The following is a 15,840-nucleotide window of genomic DNA, read 5'->3' on the forward strand; positions in this document are numbered from 1 at the left end:
CGCCCCCGACCCCCCACCCCCGACCCCCCACCCCCGACCCTCCCGCCCCCGCACTTTCAGAGAAAGAGTGCCTCTGCGGCGGCGGATGGCCACGCATTCACTGAAAGTGCGGGCGATGGGGTGGGGTGGGTCAGGTGGTGGATAGGTGGACGGCGTCGCGGCCCTGGCGCTTGACCGCGTAGAGGGCCTGGTCGGCGCGGCGGAGGGTCTGCTCGGGCGACTCGCCGGGGTGGGACAGTGCGACGCCGACGCTGATCGTGCGACCGGTGCCCCGGGCGGCCTCGGCCAGCCGCTCGGCGATCCGGACCGCCTCCTCGGGGCGGCTCACCTCGATCACCGCGACGAACTCGTCCCCGCCGATCCGGTACAACTCGTCGCCCTGACGCAGCGCCGCCTCCAGCGCCCGGGCCAGCCCGACCAGCAACCGGTCGCCGGCCTGGTGGCCGTACGTGTCGTTGACCGCCTTGAAACCGTCCACGTCGATCGCCAGCAGGGCCGTACGCCCCGGCGTGGCACGAGCGATCCGCTGCCCGAACGGCCCGGTGTGCCGCAGCCCGGTGAGCGGGTCGGAGCTGGCCTGCTCGCGCAGCCGGGCCAGCGTGCGTAGCCGGTCCAAGCAGGTCCACGCCTGCCCGGCGAGCAACTCCATCAGGTTGACGGTGGTCGGGTCGGGCCGCAACAGCCGCTCATCGGCGACCAGCAGCACCCCGCCGGAGGCCGGGGGGCCGACCGGCACCGCCACCAGGGTGCGCACTCCGGCGTCGGCGAGCGGGCGGTACTCCGCCGTGGGCGGGTGCCCCGTCTCCCCGAGGGTGTAGCCGGTGCCGTGCCGGTGGGTCCGGGCGATCATCCCGTGCAGCGCCGGGGCGTCCATCTCGGTCAGCTCGGCCCGGACGCGGGACTCCAGCTCGCCGGTCGCGCCGGTGGGAGCGCCCAGCCGGGGGCCGGTCTCGCCGGCCAGCAGCAGCACCGCCGCGGAGAGGGTGGAGACCTCCCGGGCGGCGCAGATCGCCGCGGTCATCAGGTCCCACTCGGTGGGGGCTGTGGTCAGCGCGGCGGCGTGCCGTAGCAGCTTCTCGCTCCGGCTCTCCGCCGGTGGGCCGCCCAGCGCCGTGATCCGCGCGCCGAGCCGGCCGGCGACGCGCTCGGCGGTCTGCCGCCACAGGTCCAGCTCGACCGGCCCGCTCCACTGGAGGTCGAGCACTCCGATCGGGCGGCCCGCCGGGTCGAGCACCGGCACGCAGATCTCGGCGGTCACGTCGGGGCGGGCCGGGAGTGAGTCGGGGGCGGCGGCGACGTCGGGGACGGTGGCGCCGATGCCGGAGGCGTACACCCGGCCGACGATGCCGGCTTCCGGCGGGACGGTCGAGAAGACCTGCCAGGCCCCGGTTGCCGCGACGCAGCGGAGCCGGTCCGGCCCTGGGAGCAGGACGGAGATGGTGGCCGGCGCGTACCGGGCGAGCGCGGTGACGGTCCACCGGCACGCCTCGACGGCGGTCGACGCCATCGGCAGGCGGACCGTGACGTCCCGGACGAGCCGGTGGTGATCTACGCGCACGTGGGTCCAGACAGGGGAGGGGCGGCTGTCCGATCAAGCGTACTCACCGCAGCTCAGGGGTGGTCTTTCAAGATCAGTTCCGTCGTACACATGTGCTATCCACAGGGTGTGGATGGAGCCTGTGGATGCAGGCGGCTGGCGTTAGCCTGGACCCTCCGGTCGACGTGGAGGACTCGATGCTCATCGCCCAGCTCAGCGACACCCACCCGACCGGGGCGTGCTGACGGCCGTGGACGCCCTGCTCTGGTACGTCGCATACGGGTCCAACATGCACGCCGACCGGCTGAACTGGTACCTGGGCGGGGGCCGCCCCCCGGGCGGGCTGCGGACGTACCCCGGCTGCCGGGACTGCCGGCCGCCGCGCCGGTCGGCGGCGGTGCTGGTGCCCGGCGGGATCTACTTCGCCGGGGAGTCCCGGGCCTGGACCGGCGGGATGGCCTTCTACGACCCGGAGCTGCCCGGGGTGGCCGCGGCCCGGGCCTGGCTGCTCACCACGGAGCAGTTCGCCGACCTCGCCGCGCAGGAGATGTACCGGGAACCCGGCGCGGACCTTGACCTGATCAAGGTCGCCGTCGCGCGGGGGCGGGCGACCCTCGGCCCCGGCCGGTACGAGACGCTGGTCCGCACCGGCGTCCGGGACGGCGTGCCGATGCTGACCTTCACAGCGCCCGGGCGGGCGGCGGACGTCGAGTGGAACGCGCCCGCGCCGGTGTACCTCGCGATGCTCGCCGGGGGCCTACGCGAGGCGCACGGCTGGGACGCGCCGCGGATCGCCGGCTACCTGGCGGACCGGCCCGGGGTGGCCGGCCGGTGGGAGCTTCCCGCCATCGAGTCGTTGGTCGCCGGGGCACTCGACGGGTGACGCGCGGCACCGTTCGCGTCGGGCCCGGGCGCCGTTCGCGCCGGCCGGGGACGCCATTCGGCCGCGATCGGTCGACCCGCGGCCGGTAGTTGGCGGTGCGGGCTTCGCACAGTCCATAGTGGCCGGACGAGTCGGTAGCCTCGTGCACGTTCCACGCCGGCACCGCCAGAGGCCGGCCGTCTACAGGTGGGGGATCGTGTTGAAGAAGAGGCTGATCGGTATCGCCATGGCCGTCGCCGTCGCCGTCACCGGCTCGTTCGCCGTGGCCGGGCCCGCGCAGGCCGCCACCCCGGCCCTCCAGATCACGAAGGCGTACTACGACTCGCCGGGCACCGACAACCGGTCGAACAGCAGCCTCAACGCCGAGTACGTGAAGCTGACCAACCGCCTGTCCTCAACCGTCAACCTGAAGTCCTGGACCCTGCGCGACAAGTCGAGCCACGTCTACAAATTCACCAGCGACTTCCGGCTCGCCGCCGGCGCCAGCGTTTACATCCACACCGGCAAGGGCACAAACACCTCGACCGACCGCTACTGGGGGTCGGGTGCGTACATCTGGAACAACACCGGTGACACCGCGTACGTACGCAACTCCGCCGGCACCCTGATCGACTCCTGCTCGTGGGGGAGTAGCGGCAGCTACACCAACTGCTGACCGCGGGGGCCGGACCCGTCCGGTCGGTACGGCGGTCGGCTCTCGTGAGGGGGGAGCCGACCGCCGTACCGTCGTATCAGCCGAGCAGGCCGCGGCGCAGCTCGGGGGCGAGCGTCGCCAGGGCGGCGAGGAACGCCCCGAGGGAAGCCCGTAGAGGTGGCCCGCCGCCGGCCGCGCCGATCTGCGATCCTGGTCGGGATGACGACGACCTGGCGACACCTGCCCGCACCGGCCCGCGAGATCGCCGTGGCGGCCACCGAGGCCGTGGACGCGGCCCGGGCCCGCGACCGGGAGGCGTACGACGAGGCGGTCGACCGGCTCGCGGCGGCGGACCGGTCCGGCCTGGTGCTGGGCGCGGTGGTCCGGCTGCTGCTGGAGGAGACCCACCCCGACGGGCTGGACGGCGACGACATCCGGCAGGTGCTGGAGGCCTGCGTGCGGGGCGCGGCGAGCTGGCAGCCGGACGTCGACCCGCACGTGGTGCTGGTGCTGTTGGCCGGCGCCCTCGGCGTGTACGACCCGGACGACGACGCCACCCCGCCCGACCCGGCCGCACTGGCCCGACACGCCCCGCTGCTGCTCGCCGACCTGCTGGCCGGGATCGACCGGCCGCTCGACGGCTGGCTGACCGCCGCGTTCGCCGAGATCCGGCGCACGGAGCTGCACGACTGAACCGCGGAGGGGCCGGCGTGGTCGCCGAGCCCCAGTGCGTCGCGGGCGGTCAGGGGGACCCCGGTACGGGTGTGGCGGCGGGCGCATCAGACCGTGGCGGCTACCGTCGGAGCCAGTCGCCTGATCCGAGGGAAATGCGGATGCTTCTTCGTGACGTCGACGCCGGTGACGTCGACGCGTACCGCCGGATGCGCTGCGATCCGGTGATGATGGCCGACCTCGGCGGGCCGATGCCGCCGGAGTCCGTGCCGGGCCAACTCCGGCATGACATCGACCTGGTGGCGCGGGGCGTCGGGCTGATCAGGATGATCGTGCCCGACCCGGCCGACCCGTCGACGGTGGCCGGCACGGTGACCCTCCACCGGCACGAGATCGACGGCGAGCCCGGTGGCGAGATCGGCTGGATGGTGCTGCCGGAGTGCCAGGGGCGGGGAGTGGCCAAGCGGGCGGTCCGGCTGCTGCTCGAGGAGGCCCGCGAGGACGGGCGCTGGTCGCGGGTGCACGCCTTCCCCGGGGTCGGCAACGGTCCCTCGAACGGCATCTGCCGGTCGCTCGGGTTCGTTCTCCTCGGTGAGCGCGAGACGCCGTTCCGGGGCCGGATTTTCCGTACCCGGCACTGGGTGATCGACCTCTGACCAGGTGACCGGTCCCGGTCGGGACGCTGCCGCCCGGCGGGTTCGCGGAGGGTTCACCTGGGAGTCCCGGTTGTGGGAATGCCACGTCTGTCTATATACATGACGGACGATAGTTCGCCGACCCGGACGGAGCACCATGAACCGTACGCTGCGCATGGCCGCGACCACCCTCGCCGCCACTCTCGCCGCCACCGTCGGACTGGCCAACCCCGCCTGGGCCGCCAGCTACTCCGCCCCACTGCGGACCGCGGTCGCGGCCTTGCCGGTAGCCACCGAGGTACGCACCGGCTACAGCCGGGACCTGTTCCCGCACTGGATCGACGCCGACGGCGACCGCTGCAACACCCGCAACGAGGTCCTGCTAGCCGAGGCGGTCTCCGCGCCGACGGTCACCGGCACATGCACCCTCTCCGGCGGGCGCTGGTACTCCTACTACGACAACGCCTACTGGACGGCGACCGGCGACGTCGACATCGACCACATGGTCCCGCTCGCCGAAGCCTGGGACTCCGGCGCCCGCAACTGGTCCACCAGCCGCCGCCAGGCGTACGCCAACGACCTGGGGGACTCCCGCCCGCTGATCGCCGTGACCGACAACGTCAACCAGTCCAAGGGCGACCAGGACCCGGCCACCTGGATGCCGTCGTACAGTTCCGCCCGGTGCCGCTACGTCAAGGAGTGGGTGGTCACCAAGACCCGCTGGCGGCTCACCGTCGACACGGCCGAGAAGAACGCCCTGACCAGTCTGGCCAATTCCTGCTCCAACGTCACCATCTCGGTCACGTACGCGTACTGACCCGTCATGCTGCCGGCCCGTCAGCCACACCGCGACGGCACAGCGTTGACAGCCGTCCACCGCTGCCCTGTCGCTCACGTGGTCACCCAGAACGCACTAGAGGGCACATCCATCGATCGGATGTGCCCTCTTACCTGGTCGGGGTGGCCGGATTCGAACCGACGACCTCTTCGTCCCGAACGAAGCGCGCTACCAAGCTGCGCCACACCCCGAGGCGTGCGGACAAATACTAGCCCACCCCGTCCGATGGTCAAACTCGGTACCCCGTCCGCAGCTCGCCACCCCGCCGGGCCCCGGGCTGCCCAGGGGTCGATGTCGCAGACGACTCAGCTCCAAAGGTGCGCCGACCAGCCTGCCGTCCCCGCCGGGCCGCCGCCTAGGGTGGCGGATGCGCCCGACGAACCCGTCGCCCGAGCCTGACCGCCCGCCGGCCAGCCCGGGGCGGTGCCCGTAACTGGCCGGCGGTAGCGCACACGGGGCAGCGCCCAAGCGGCGCAGATCACACCCCGACCCGGATCGCCGGGCCATGCCGGGCCGCGCCGATCCCCGCGTGGGTCAGCGGGGAATCAGGGTGAGGATGCTTGCCTCCGGGCGGCAGGCGAACCGGATTGGCGCGGTCGGGTGGGTGCCCAGGCCGGCGGAGACGTGCAGCCAGGAGTCGGAGCCGGGCCAGCGGTGCAGGCCCTTCGCCATCGACCGGGGCAGCCCGCAGTTGGTCACCAGCGCCCCGTAGCCGGGCACGCAGACCTGGCCGCCGTGGGTGTGGCCGGCGAGCAGCAGGCCGAAGCCGTCCTCGGCCATCCGGTCGAGCACGGCCGGCTCGGGGGAGTGGGCCAGGGCGATCGACAGGTCCGCCGAGGCGGAGACCGGGCCGGCGACGGCGGGGTAGTCGTCCCGCGCGACGTGCGGGTCGTCGACCCCGACCAGCTCGATCAGCCGGCCGCCTGCCTTGACCGTCGTCCGGGCGTTGTTCAGGTCCGCCCAGCCGGCCCCGGTGAGGACGTCACGCAGCTCCTCGTACGGCAGCTCGACGCCCTCGGTGTACTCCCGGTCGGGAAGGAGGTAGCTGAACGGGTTCTTCAACACCGGCCCGGTGTAGTCGTTCGAGCCGAAGACGAACGCGCCGGGCAGGTCCAGCAGCGGGTGTAGGGCGCGCAGCACGCCGGGCACCGCGCCCGGGTCGGCCATGTTGTCCCCGGTGACCACGACCAGGTCCGGGTCCAGCGCCGCGAGCGACGCCACCCATTCCTGCTTGCGTCGCTGCTCCGGCATCATGTGCAGGTCCGACAGGTGCAGGACCCGCAGCGGCTCGGCGTCGGCCGGCAGCACCGGGACGTCGAACCGACGCAGGGTGAACATGTTGCGCTCGATGAGTGACGCGTACGCCAGGGTTGCCGCTCCGGCGGCGGCGGTCCCGAGGGCGAACCGGAATAGTGTGCGCTTTCGCATGCCAACCAGGGTAGTTTCACCGTTCATGAGCACGCTGAAGGACCGCCTCACCGCCGACATGCGCGCCGCACTCAAGGCGCGCGACGAGCTGACCACCTCCACCCTGCGGATGGCGCTGGCCGCCGTCGGCACCGCCGAGGTCGCCGGCAAGGTCAAGCGCGAGCTCACCGACGACGAGGTGCTCGCGGTGCTGACCAAGGAGGCGAAGAAGCGGCGCGAGGCCGCCACCGCCTTCGCCGAGGCCGGTCGCGCCGAGCAGGCCGCGAAGGAGACCGCCGAGGGCGAGGTGCTGGACGGCTACCTGCCGAAGCAGCTCTCCGACGAGGAGTTGGCCGAGCTGGTCGCGGGGGCGCTGGCCGCCGGCGGGTTCAGCGGCAAGGCCCAGATGGGCCAGGCCATGAAGGCAGCCCAGGCCGCGGTGGCGGGCCGGGCCGAGGGGGGCCGGGTGGCCGCCGAGGTGCGCCGCCAGCTCGGCCTCTGACGTGGCGCCCCCGGCCGCGCGGATCGGCCGGGCGCGTCGTCTGCTCGGGGGACGGCGACGCCTGATGCGCCTGGCCGCCGCGGGCGTCGTCGTACTGCTTCTCGTCAGCGCCCCCTGGCTGTGGACGAAGATTGCCGCGCACGGTCACGTGTACGGCGAGGCCGATGCGCCGGCTGCGGACGTCGTCATCGTCCTGGGGACCGAGGTGGCGGCGGACCGCCGCAGACCGGCGGAACGGCTCGCCGGCCGCCTGGAGACCGCCGCCGCGCTCGTACGCGACGGACGGGCCCGGGTCATCCTCGTGTCCGGGGACGGTGGCGGCGCGTCCGGCGACGAGCCGGCGGTGATGACGTCGTACCTGACGGGGCTCGGCGTCGACCCGCGGCGCGTGGTGGCTGACCCGTTCGGCCTGGACACCTATGACAGCTGCGCCCGGGCGCGCGAGGTGTACGGGGTCACCCGGGCGCTGATCGTGACGCAGTCCTACCACCTGTCGCGGGCGGTGACGCTGTGCCGGCACCTCGGTCTCGACGTCGACGGGGTGGCCGCCCGCTGTGCCGGCTGCGCTGCCACCCTGCTCGCGGAGAAGGCGGTTCGCGACTACTTCGCCAGCGGGAAGGCGGCGTGGGACGCTGCGCGGCGCAGGCCGCCAGCGGTCCGCTCGCCCGCAGACCCTGCTGTCCAGGATGCGCTACGGGACAGCTGAGCCCGTTCGGGCCGCACCGGCCGGGACTGTCGTGGTTGCGCCTCTGCTGAGTGGTGTACCGGTTGCGGTGATCCAACTCATGGCCGGTGACGGAACGGGAACGGGCGGGCACCCCCGAAGGGATGCCCGCCCGTCGCATCGTGCCCAGAGCTGGTGGGTCAGCCGGGGCGACCCGGGCGGCCGCCCTGGCCGGGCGCGTTGCCGGTGCCGTCGTTGTTCGGCGGGTTGACCGGTTTGCCGCTGCCGCTGCTGACCTCGATGGTCACCACTCCGCCCTTGATGGTGCGGCCGTTCGGGCTGGTGCCTGCGGCCTTGCCGGCCGCGCAGCTCGACGCCACCCGGCCGGAGGAGACCACCACGTCGAAGCCGGCGCCCTTGAGCCGGTTCTTGGCGGTCTCGAGGTCCTGGCACTTCACGTCGGGGATCGAGCGCTGGTCACCCTCCATGATCTTGCCGCTGGGCGGGGTGAACTCGATGCCCTTCTTGCCCTTCATGGCGTCGCGCAGCGTCTCGTAGACCGGGGGGTTGATGCCCGTCGAGACGTCGTGACCCATCTTCTGGTTGGTCTGCGGCCAGTCCGGGTCGGCCTGGATGCCGGCGACCGCGTACTGCTTGGTCATCGCGACCAGGGAGGAGGTCTTCTCCGAGTCGGTGGTGCCGGACTTGCCGGCCACCGGCTTGCCGACGATGCTGCGCACGTTCGGGGCGGTCGCGCCGGCACACTTGGAGGTCGACGAGCGGTCGCCGACCGGGCAGCGGGCCGCGTCCACGGCGGCCCGGGCGACCTCGGTGCTGATTCGCTGCTCGCACCGTGGGTTGGCGATGTCCAGCTTCTTGCCGTCCGGGCCCTTGATCTCCTGCACCGGGATCGGCTCGCAGTACTTGCCGTCGGCCGCCAGGGTTGCGTACGCGTTGGCCAGGTCCAGCGGCGTGGTGGCCGAGACGCCCAGGGTGAACGCGCCCCACTGGTGCGCCGCCTCCTTGTTGTTGGCGAACTTGGCGTCCTCGTCCGAGCGGAACTGGATGCCCAGCTTCTGCGCCGCCTTGACCACGTTCTCCGAGCCGACCTGCTGCTGGAGCGGGACGAAGAAGGTGTTCACCGATCGACCGAACGCGCTCCACATGTTGTGCACGCCGGCCATCGACTCCACGGAGTTGGTGGGGCAGTAGAAGTGCGTGCCCGGGCAGGCCGCGTTGCTGCCGCTGTCGATGATGTATTCCGACTTGAACTGCTTCGGTGAGTTGATCGTGTAGCTGAGCGGGATGCCCTTCTCCAGGGCGGCGACGATCGTGAAGATCTTGAAAGTCGAGCCGGCCTGGTACCCCTTGATGTCGCCGCCGCCGGTGAGCAGCGGGATCACCGTGTTGGGATAGTTGCCCCGGATCTTCTTCTTGGCCTTCGCCGGGTCGCTGTTGATCTTGTTCTGCGGCTTCTTCGGATCGTCGATCTTGAAGTTCCGGTTCACCGCGAGCGCCCGGACCCGCCCGGTGCCCGGCTCGATCGCCGAGACCATCCGGGCCGCCTTGCTGTTGACCCCGAGGCCCTTGCGGACCGCCTTGTCGGCACCGTTCTGCGCCTGCACGTCGAGGCTGGTGACGATGGTGTAGCCGCCGCTCTTGAGCCGCCGCTCCCGGTCGTACGAGGTCGAGCCGAACGTCTCCTGCTGCAACCACCAGCGGTAGAAGTAGTCGCAGAAGAAGCCCCACTCCTTCTTGTTGGTGGCGACGCAGCCGTTCGGGGTCTTCTTGTCCTTGACCACCATCTTGGTGGCCTTGGCAGCCTCGCCCTCCTCCTTGGTGATGGCGCCGATGTCGACCATGTTCCCGATGATGTAGTCACGTCGGGCGAGGGCCAGCGGGTACCCGGCCTTGGTGGTCGGGTCGTTGGTGGTCGGGGCCTTCACCATGCCGGCCAGCATGGCCGCCTCGTCGATCCTGAGCTTGCTCGGCGGCTTGCCGAAGTAGACCTGGCTGGCGGCGTAGACGCCGTACGCGCCGTTGCCGAAGGCGGCGATGTTGAGGTAGCGCTCCAGGATCTCGTCCTTGGAGAGCTCCTTGTCGACCTGGAGGGCCAGCCGCATCTCCTTGAGCTTGCGGGCGCTGGTGTCCTCGGTCGCGGCGACCACGTCGGCCGGGTGGGTGGCCGAGTACGCGATGGCCAGCCGGACGTACTGCATCGTCAGGGTCGACGCCCCCTGCTGGGAGTTGGCGCCGGACTGGTTGTTGACGAACGCGCGGGCGATGCCGTTGAGGTCGACGCCGTTGTGCTTGTAGAACTCGTGGTCCTCGGCGGCGATGATCGCCTTCTGCATGTACGGCGAGATGTCGGCGAGCTTCGCGTTGCGCCGGTTCTCGTCGTACATGGTCGCCAGCGGTGTCTTGCCGTCGGAGGCGAGCAGGTGGCTGATCTGGGGCGGGAGGCCCACCATCAGCTCCTTGGGCAGCGCTCCGAAGGTCTCCGCGCCGGCCTTGGCGGCCAGCCCGGACATCGCTACCGCGGGGAAGGCCGCCGCCGCGACCACCACGCCGGCCAGCAGGCCACAGATGAGTAGCGATGCGGCGTTGGTCAGCACATTGTGGTCACGTTTCCGCATCCAGGTCACCTCGACAGGGTACGCGAGTAGGGAATGAGGGGCGCTGGGGCGTCTTTCTCCCATTTCCTGCGCGCGCCGACCTCGTTGTGCTAAACGCACGAACCCTGGTGCGAGGTTGCGTGGATCCGGCGACGAGTCTTCACCGATCGGAGGAGCGGCGCGGCGTTTTCACGTACCCCGGCCGGGTAGACGGGGGCCGAAGGCCCGGGAAGCCGGGAGTGTCCGTAATAGTGGATTTTGCCGACAACGTTGCGTAATCAGTCGACTACAGAGCATGATGGTGGCGGTGACCCAGCCACGCGTCGTCCGGGCCGCCCGGGGGGTCGGGCGGACGGCAGGAGTATTCGACGGCTGGTCGCGCGACGTCGGTAGGTACTGCAAGGGGGGACGTGTACACATGGGCATGATCACTGACTGGCCGTCGCTGGCGGCGTGTCAGAACGGGGACCCGGACGCGCTGTTCGTACAGGGCGCTGAACAGAACGTGGCGAAGCGGATCTGCCGGAGCTGCCCAGTTCGGTACGAGTGCCTGGCCGACGCGCTCGACAACCGGATCGAGTTCGGGGTGTGGGGTGGCATGACCGAGCGGGAACGCCGGGCCCTGCTGCGCCGGCACCCCCAGGTCGCGAGCTGGCGGAAGATGTTCGAGGCGGCCATGAAGAAGAACGCCAAGGACAAGCCCGGCAAGGACAAGGTCCTGGTCACGGCCGGTTGACGCCGGTCACGGCCGGCTGATCGCCGCGCCGATCGTCCGCAGCCCGTCGATGTCGTGCACGTCGGCGGGCTGCGCCGTCACCGACACCGCCGGCACCTGCGGGAACGCCTCGCTGAACCGGGCCGCCACCCGCTGCTCGCGGTGCGCCTGCTGGGCCAGCGCGGCGTGGGCCCGCAGCACGTCGACGGTCCCGGACTGCCCGCCGGCCTCGGCCAGCCGGTCGGCGGCGGCCAGGCTGGTCGCCGCGTCCAGGGTGTCGACCGCCGGCCGGTGCACCCGGTTGAGCACCAGGCCGGCCAGCGGCATCCGCTCCTCGCCCAGCCGCCCGGCGAAGTACGACGCCTCCCGAACCGCGTCCGGCTCCGGGGCCGCGACCAGCAGGAAGGCCGTCTCCCGCGCCTGCAGGATCCGGTACGTCTGCTCGGCCCGCTGCCGGAATCCGCCGAACATCGAGTCCAGCGCGGCCACGAAGCCGGACAGGTCGGTGAGCAGCTGAGCGCCGAGCACCTTCTGCACCACCTTCGAGAACATGCCGAAGCTCGCGGTGACGAGGCTGAACATGCTCCGGCCCCCGCTGCGCGCCGGCGCCATCAGCAGCCGCAGCATCCGCCCGTCGAGGAAGCGGGACAGCCGGGCCGGCGCATCCAGGAAGTCCAGCGCCGAGCGGGACGGCGGGGTGTCCACCACGATCAGGTCCCACTCGCCCCGGGCGTGCAGCTGGCCGAGCTTCTCCATCGCCATGTACTCCTGCGTGCCGGCGAACGTGGAGCTCATGGCCTGGTAGAAGGGGTTGGCGAAGATGTCCGCCGCCTTCGCCGGGTCGGTGTGCTGGAGCACCACGTCGTCGAAGGTCCGCTTCATGTCGAGCATCATGGCGTGCAGCTCGCCCCCGCTGGCCTCGACGTCGATGTCCTTGACCTGGCGGGGTGTGTTGTCCAGCTCGGTCAGGCCGAGCGACTGGGCCAGCCGGCGGGCCGGGTCGATGGTGAGCACCACCGTACGCCGACCGTGCTGCTCGGCGGCCCGCAGCGCGAGCGCGGCGGCGGTGGTCGTCTTGCCCACCCCGCCCGCCCCGCAGCACACCACGATCCGCACGCCGGGGTCGGCGAGGATCTGGTCGACGTCCAGCTGCGGCGCCGCGTCTTCGGAAGGCACCAATCGAGCGTATCGGGCTTCGGGGGATCTCCGCGCCGTGCTGGCTGCAGTGTGCGTCACTCCGCCCGGACGAGCGCCCGGGCCAGCGTCTCGAGGCCCGCCCGGTCGACCCCGTCGGGCAGCAGCGGCAGCTCGGTCAGGGTGAGCCCCAGCTCGACCAGTTCGGTGCGGAGCGAGTCCTCCAACTCCCGGCGGATCAGCTGGTCGCGCGCCTCGGCGGCGAGCCCGGCGACGGTGTTCCGGTCGGCGGGCAGCCCGGCGGCGACCAGCCCGCGCTTCAGCTCCGCCGCGCTCACCGCCCGGCCCGCGGGTCGCGGCGGCCGGGCCGCGTTGACGATCACCCGGCCCACCGGGAAGCCGAGCTGGGTCAGCTCGGCGATCGCGTCGACGGTCTCCTGGACCGGCATCTCCTCGAGGAGCGTCACCACGTGCACCGCGGTCATCGGGGAGCGCAGCAGCGCGGCGACCCCCTCACTCTGGGTCTTGATCGGGCCCACCTTGGCCAGTCGGGCCGTCTCCGCCGTCACGTTGAGGAACCGGCCGATCCGCCCGGTCGGCGGCGCGTCCAGCACCACCGCGTCGTACGCCCGGCGCTGCCCGGCGGTGCGGGTGGTGGCCTCCTTGACCTTGCCGGTCAGCAGCACGTCGCGCAGGCCGGGGGCGATGGTGGTGGCGAAGTCGATCGCGCCGAACTTGCGCAGCGCCCGGCCGGCGGCGCCGAGCTTGTAGAACATGGCGAGGTACTCCAGCAGCGCCTCTTCGGCGTCCACCGCCAGGGCACGCACCTCGCCGCCGCCAGGGGCGGTGGTCAGGTGCCGCTCGGCGTACGGCAGCGGGTCGGTGCCGAAGAGCTGGGCGATGCCCTGCCGCCCCTCGACCTCCACCAGCAGGGTGCGCCGGCCCTCGGTGGCCAGCGCCATGGCCAGCGCCGCCGCCACGCTGGTCTTGCCGGTGCCGCCCTTGCCGGTCACCACGTGGAGGCGCGCCGGCCACTCGGCGCCGGTCGGGTCGGCCCGCCGTTCAGCTGCTCGCACCCGTCGAGCCTATCCACCCGGCGGCCCGGGCGACGGCGGCCGGCCCCTGGTGGTCCGGGCCGGCCGCCGCCCGAGCGGTCAGGCGATCTCGCAGACCCACCAGCCGGTCTTCCGCACGACCGTGAAACGGAGATCCTGGTCGGCGACCTTCTCGTCGGACGTGGTCATGGTCACCTTGGTGCTGACCGTGGCCCGGTCGCCGGTCTGGTTGTCCACCTTCGGGGTGGGCCAGGAGAACCGGGAGCTCTTGTGCTGCTCGACATACCCGCGCACCTCCGCCACCTTCGCAGCGATCTTCTTGTCGTCCCGCGACGCGGCGCAGACGTGGCTGGCAGCCTTCTTCGCGTCCCGCTCGCGGTAGACGCTGATGAGGAAGGCGTCCACCGCCTCGGCCGGCTCCTTCGCGCCCTCGCCACTCTCGACGTTTCGCAGGGTGAGGAAGGCGGCGGCTCCACCGCCGCCGCACAGCAACAGCGCCAGGGCGGCCACGATCGAGACGATCAGCACGCCGCGCCGCTTCTTCGGCGCTGCCGGGGCAGCGGCGGGGTACGGCGGGGGCGGCGGGATCGCGCCCGACGCGGGGCTACCCGGGCCGCCGGGCGCAGCGAACTGGGCCGGGCCGCCGAACTGGGGTGGTCCGCTGACCTGGGGTGGTCCGCCGAACTGGGCGGGGCCGCCGACCTGGGGTGGTCCGCCGAACTGGGCGTGGCCGCCGACCTGGCCGGATGTGGTGCCGGGCGGGAGGTGGCCGGGCGGGACCTGGCCAGGAGGGAGGTGGCCGGGCGGGACCTGGCCGGGCGGGATCTGGCCAGGAGGGAGGTAGCCAGGCGGGGCCTGCTGGGGTGGGGCCTGGCCGGGCGGGCCGGGGGCGCGGTCGCCGGAGGGCGGACCGCTGGGCGTGCCGGTGGCGTCGCCGTCGGGCGGTTGGGTCATGTCGATCCCCCGGGGTGCGGCCCGTCGTCGTCGCTCGGACGCGAGGGCTGGTCGAACGAAGGCGGACGGGCCGTGCGCGTCGTCCGTCGGAAGGGTAGCGGTGAACGGCCCGGCGGGTGGGTCCCCGGGCCGGGTGGGGCGCTGCTTCGATCATGGAGTGCCGATCCCCGCCATCCGGTACCGGACCCCCGATCTGTCGCATATGTGACTTGAGGTGCCCGGACATGCGCGTCCCGTTGTTCCTGTCGGGAATCGGTCCTACGTTCGTGCCGGCGCGGGGGACGGATCGGCAGATGTCCGAGCCACATGGTGACGACTTGATCAGGTGCGAGGCCCGGAGGCAGTACATGCGCGACACCGAGAACATCTCCCGAGCCCAGTTCCCGCCCTGCGGCAGCGCCCGGCGGGGCGGGACCGGTTCCGCGGGCGAGGAGGGACCGGTCACGGGCCTGCCGTTCAACGAACGGTCCTACCGGCGGCTGACCGACCCGGGGGAGATGCTGCGGACCCTGAGCCGCCCGGCCGAGCGCTCCCGGGACGAGGAGGAGCCGGGGTACGTCATCCATCTGCCGATCCGGGTGGCAGACCTGGCGGCGGCGGCGGCGCTGGCCGGCAAGGTCGCGATCTCGCTGGGCTTCCTGCCCGAGCTGGACGCCGGCGAGACCACCGTCTCCACCGCCGACGACCAGAACAACCGGCACCGGGTCTTCTGCGACCTCCTGCTGCCCGACCGGTCCCGCTGCCCCCAGCGGTACGACCACGAGGGGCCCTGCGGCGAGCCGCCGGCCGCCCCGGAGCAGCGTCCCGCGCCGCCCGGCGGCGTCGGATCGTAGGCTGTGGGCGGAAACGTCACCGCCTTCTAGGGAGCCCTGCGCCGATGCAGAAATGGGAATACGCGACCGTGCCACTGCTGGTCCACGCGACCAAGCAGATCCTCGACAACTGGGGTGAGGACGGTTGGGAACTCGTGTCCGTGGTCCCCGGCCCCAACCCGGAGCAGCTCGTCGCGTACCTCAAGCGCCCGAAGGCGTGAGCGACGTGAGCAACGGACCACACGCCAAGCTCGCCGAGCTCGGGCTGACCCTGCCCGAGGTGGTGCCCCCGGTGGCCAGCTACGTGCCGGCCGTCCAGTCCGGGCAGCACGTCTACGTCTCGGGGCAGCTCCCCGTGGCGCAGGGCAAGCTGCTGGCCACCGGGAAGGTGGGCGCCGGGGTCTCCGCCGATCAGGCCAAGGACCTGGCGCAGCGGTGTGCCCTGAACGCCCTCGCCGCCGTCGACGCGCTGGTCGGCCTGGAGAACGTCGTCAAGATCGTCAAGGTGACCGGGTTCGTGGCGAGCGCCCCGGGCTTCACCGGCCAGCCGGGCGTGATCAACGGCGCGTCCGACCTGTTCGGCGCGGTCTTCGGCGAGGCAGGCCGGCACGCCCGCTCCGCAGTGGGTGTCGCCGAACTCCCCCTCGACGCCCCCGTCGAGGTCGAGCTGATCGTCGAGGTCGCCTGATCCCCCGCCGCTCCCCGCGATCATGCACTCAGCGCCCGGATCAAAGCCGTGAACGGGCACAAATCCCGAGCCGTAAGTGCAAGATCGCGGGGAGC

At 72.2% G+C, this 15,840-nt stretch carries 16 protein-coding genes, 1 tRNA gene and 1 pseudogene; 11 read left to right on the plus strand and 7 right to left on the minus strand.

The genetic code is table 11. The features are described 5' to 3' along the window. Positions 1-130 precede the first annotated feature (130 nt). On the minus strand, positions 131-1,507 hold the full coding sequence (locus tag ACH4T9_RS05355) for a diguanylate cyclase (RefSeq protein ID WP_396670672.1): 1,377 nt from the start codon (positions 1,505-1,507) through the stop codon (positions 131-133). A 268-nt stretch (positions 1,508-1,775) separates the two neighbouring features. Between ACH4T9_RS05355 and ACH4T9_RS05360 the strand changes: the two genes are divergently transcribed. The 5 genes from ACH4T9_RS05360 (at position 1,776) to ACH4T9_RS05380 (ending at position 5,178) form a co-directional block, all read left to right on the plus strand. After that, complete coding sequence (locus tag ACH4T9_RS05360) at positions 1,776-2,420, plus strand: histone deacetylase (protein WP_396670671.1); 645 nt, start codon at positions 1,776-1,778, stop codon at positions 2,418-2,420. A 196-nt stretch (positions 2,421-2,616) separates the two neighbouring features. Further along, positions 2,617-3,075, plus strand: coding sequence for a lamin tail domain-containing protein (locus ACH4T9_RS05365; protein WP_396670670.1), 459 nt, complete (start codon positions 2,617-2,619; stop codon positions 3,073-3,075). Positions 3,076-3,273: 198 nt separating this feature from the next. Then, entirely contained in the window at positions 3,274-3,747 is a 474-nt protein-coding gene (locus ACH4T9_RS05370; protein ID WP_396670669.1) for a hypothetical protein, read from the plus strand. A gap of 140 nt (positions 3,748-3,887) precedes the next feature. Then, complete coding sequence (locus ACH4T9_RS05375) at positions 3,888-4,382, plus strand: GNAT family N-acetyltransferase (RefSeq protein ID WP_396670668.1); 495 nt, start codon at positions 3,888-3,890, stop codon at positions 4,380-4,382. A 136-nt stretch (positions 4,383-4,518) separates the two neighbouring features. Beyond that, complete coding sequence (locus tag ACH4T9_RS05380; protein WP_396670667.1) at positions 4,519-5,178, plus strand: HNH endonuclease family protein; 660 nt, start codon at positions 4,519-4,521, stop codon at positions 5,176-5,178. Between the two features lie 135 nt (positions 5,179-5,313). On the opposite strand, the gene ACH4T9_RS05385 is transcribed toward ACH4T9_RS05380, so the two are convergent. Then, positions 5,314-5,390: transfer RNA gene (locus ACH4T9_RS05385), tRNA-Pro, on the minus strand. 343 nt (positions 5,391-5,733) lie between these two features. Further along, entirely contained in the window at positions 5,734-6,627 is an 894-nt protein-coding gene (locus ACH4T9_RS05390; RefSeq protein WP_396670666.1) for a metallophosphoesterase, read from the minus strand. A gap of 25 nt (positions 6,628-6,652) precedes the next feature. Here ACH4T9_RS05390 and ACH4T9_RS05395 point away from each other — a divergent pair, with 25 nt between their 5' ends. Further along, on the plus strand, positions 6,653-7,108 hold the full coding sequence (locus ACH4T9_RS05395; RefSeq protein WP_396670665.1) for a GatB/YqeY domain-containing protein: 456 nt from the start codon (positions 6,653-6,655) through the stop codon (positions 7,106-7,108). A gap of 64 nt (positions 7,109-7,172) precedes the next feature. Next, entirely contained in the window at positions 7,173-7,814 is a 642-nt protein-coding gene (locus ACH4T9_RS05400; protein WP_396670664.1) for a vancomycin high temperature exclusion protein, read from the plus strand. Positions 7,815-7,972: 158 nt separating this feature from the next. Here ACH4T9_RS05400 and ACH4T9_RS05405 read toward each other — a convergent pair whose 3' ends face one another. Continuing rightward, positions 7,973-10,408: a penicillin-binding protein gene (locus ACH4T9_RS05405; protein ID WP_396670663.1), complete on the minus strand. Its 2,436-nt coding sequence runs from the start codon at positions 10,406-10,408 to the stop codon at positions 7,973-7,975. A gap of 397 nt (positions 10,409-10,805) precedes the next feature. On the opposite strand from ACH4T9_RS05405, the gene ACH4T9_RS05410 reads away from it, so the two are divergent. Then, on the plus strand, positions 10,806-11,123 hold the full coding sequence (locus ACH4T9_RS05410) for a WhiB family transcriptional regulator (RefSeq protein ID WP_350881258.1): 318 nt from the start codon (positions 10,806-10,808) through the stop codon (positions 11,121-11,123). A 6-nt stretch (positions 11,124-11,129) separates the two neighbouring features. Here ACH4T9_RS05410 and ACH4T9_RS05415 read toward each other — a convergent pair whose 3' ends face one another. The 3 genes and pseudogenes from ACH4T9_RS05415 to ACH4T9_RS05425 all read right to left on the minus strand — a co-directional run. Then, positions 11,130-12,281 carry an ArsA family ATPase gene (locus ACH4T9_RS05415; protein WP_396670662.1) on the minus strand — a complete coding sequence of 384 codons (1,152 nt, stop codon included), beginning with the start codon at positions 12,279-12,281 and terminating at the stop codon, positions 11,130-11,132. A 53-nt stretch (positions 12,282-12,334) separates the two neighbouring features. Further along, positions 12,335-13,312: an ArsA-related P-loop ATPase gene (locus ACH4T9_RS05420; RefSeq protein ID WP_396670661.1), complete on the minus strand. Its 978-nt coding sequence runs from the start codon at positions 13,310-13,312 to the stop codon at positions 12,335-12,337. Between the two features lie 78 nt (positions 13,313-13,390). Further along, positions 13,391-13,954, minus strand: a pseudogene (locus ACH4T9_RS05425) (hypothetical protein); the annotation flags it as partial. 638 nt (positions 13,955-14,592) lie between these two features. Here ACH4T9_RS05425 and ACH4T9_RS05430 point away from each other — a divergent pair. From ACH4T9_RS05430 to ACH4T9_RS05440, 3 genes are read left to right on the plus strand one after another with little or no spacing between them, the layout of a single operon-like run. Continuing rightward, positions 14,593-15,078, plus strand: coding sequence for a hypothetical protein (locus ACH4T9_RS05430; protein WP_396670660.1), 486 nt, complete (start codon positions 14,593-14,595; stop codon positions 15,076-15,078). A gap of 44 nt (positions 15,079-15,122) precedes the next feature. Further along, the gene (locus ACH4T9_RS05435) at positions 15,123-15,278 is read left to right on the plus strand and encodes a DUF4177 domain-containing protein (RefSeq protein WP_013736319.1); all 156 of its coding nucleotides are present in this window, start codon (positions 15,123-15,125) and stop codon (positions 15,276-15,278) included. A 5-nt stretch (positions 15,279-15,283) separates the two neighbouring features. Continuing rightward, complete coding sequence (locus tag ACH4T9_RS05440) at positions 15,284-15,745, plus strand: RidA family protein (protein WP_396670659.1); 462 nt, start codon at positions 15,284-15,286, stop codon at positions 15,743-15,745. Positions 15,746-15,840 lie beyond the last annotated feature (95 nt).

This window comes from Micromonospora sp. NPDC020750 (assembly GCF_044334565.1).
Lineage (GTDB): Bacteria > Actinomycetota > Actinomycetes > Mycobacteriales > Micromonosporaceae > Micromonospora.

Excerpts from the sequence above, each read along its gene's own strand:
- ACH4T9_RS05375 (WP_396670668.1), top strand. The coding sequence starts at position 3,888 with ATGCTTCTTCGTGACGTCGACGCCGGTGACGTCGACGCGTACCGCCGG.
- ACH4T9_RS05405 (WP_396670663.1), bottom strand. The coding sequence starts at position 10,408 with ATGCGGAAACGTGACCACAATGTGCTGACCAACGCCGCATCGCTACTC.
- ACH4T9_RS05400 (WP_396670664.1), top strand. The coding sequence starts at position 7,173 with ATGCGCCTGGCCGCCGCGGGCGTCGTCGTACTGCTTCTCGTCAGCGCC.
- ACH4T9_RS05430 (WP_396670660.1), top strand. The coding sequence starts at position 14,593 with ATGCGCGACACCGAGAACATCTCCCGAGCCCAGTTCCCGCCCTGCGGC.
- ACH4T9_RS05370 (WP_396670669.1), top strand. The coding sequence starts at position 3,274 with ATGACGACGACCTGGCGACACCTGCCCGCACCGGCCCGCGAGATCGCC.
- ACH4T9_RS05395 (WP_396670665.1), top strand. The coding sequence starts at position 6,653 with ATGAGCACGCTGAAGGACCGCCTCACCGCCGACATGCGCGCCGCACTC.
- ACH4T9_RS05355 (WP_396670672.1), bottom strand. The coding sequence starts at position 1,507 with ATGGCGTCGACCGCCGTCGAGGCGTGCCGGTGGACCGTCACCGCGCTC.
- ACH4T9_RS05380 (WP_396670667.1), top strand. The coding sequence starts at position 4,519 with ATGAACCGTACGCTGCGCATGGCCGCGACCACCCTCGCCGCCACTCTC.
- ACH4T9_RS05390 (WP_396670666.1), bottom strand. The coding sequence starts at position 6,627 with ATGCGAAAGCGCACACTATTCCGGTTCGCCCTCGGGACCGCCGCCGCC.
- ACH4T9_RS05410 (WP_350881258.1), top strand. The coding sequence starts at position 10,806 with ATGGGCATGATCACTGACTGGCCGTCGCTGGCGGCGTGTCAGAACGGG.
- ACH4T9_RS05435 (WP_013736319.1), top strand. The coding sequence starts at position 15,123 with ATGCAGAAATGGGAATACGCGACCGTGCCACTGCTGGTCCACGCGACC.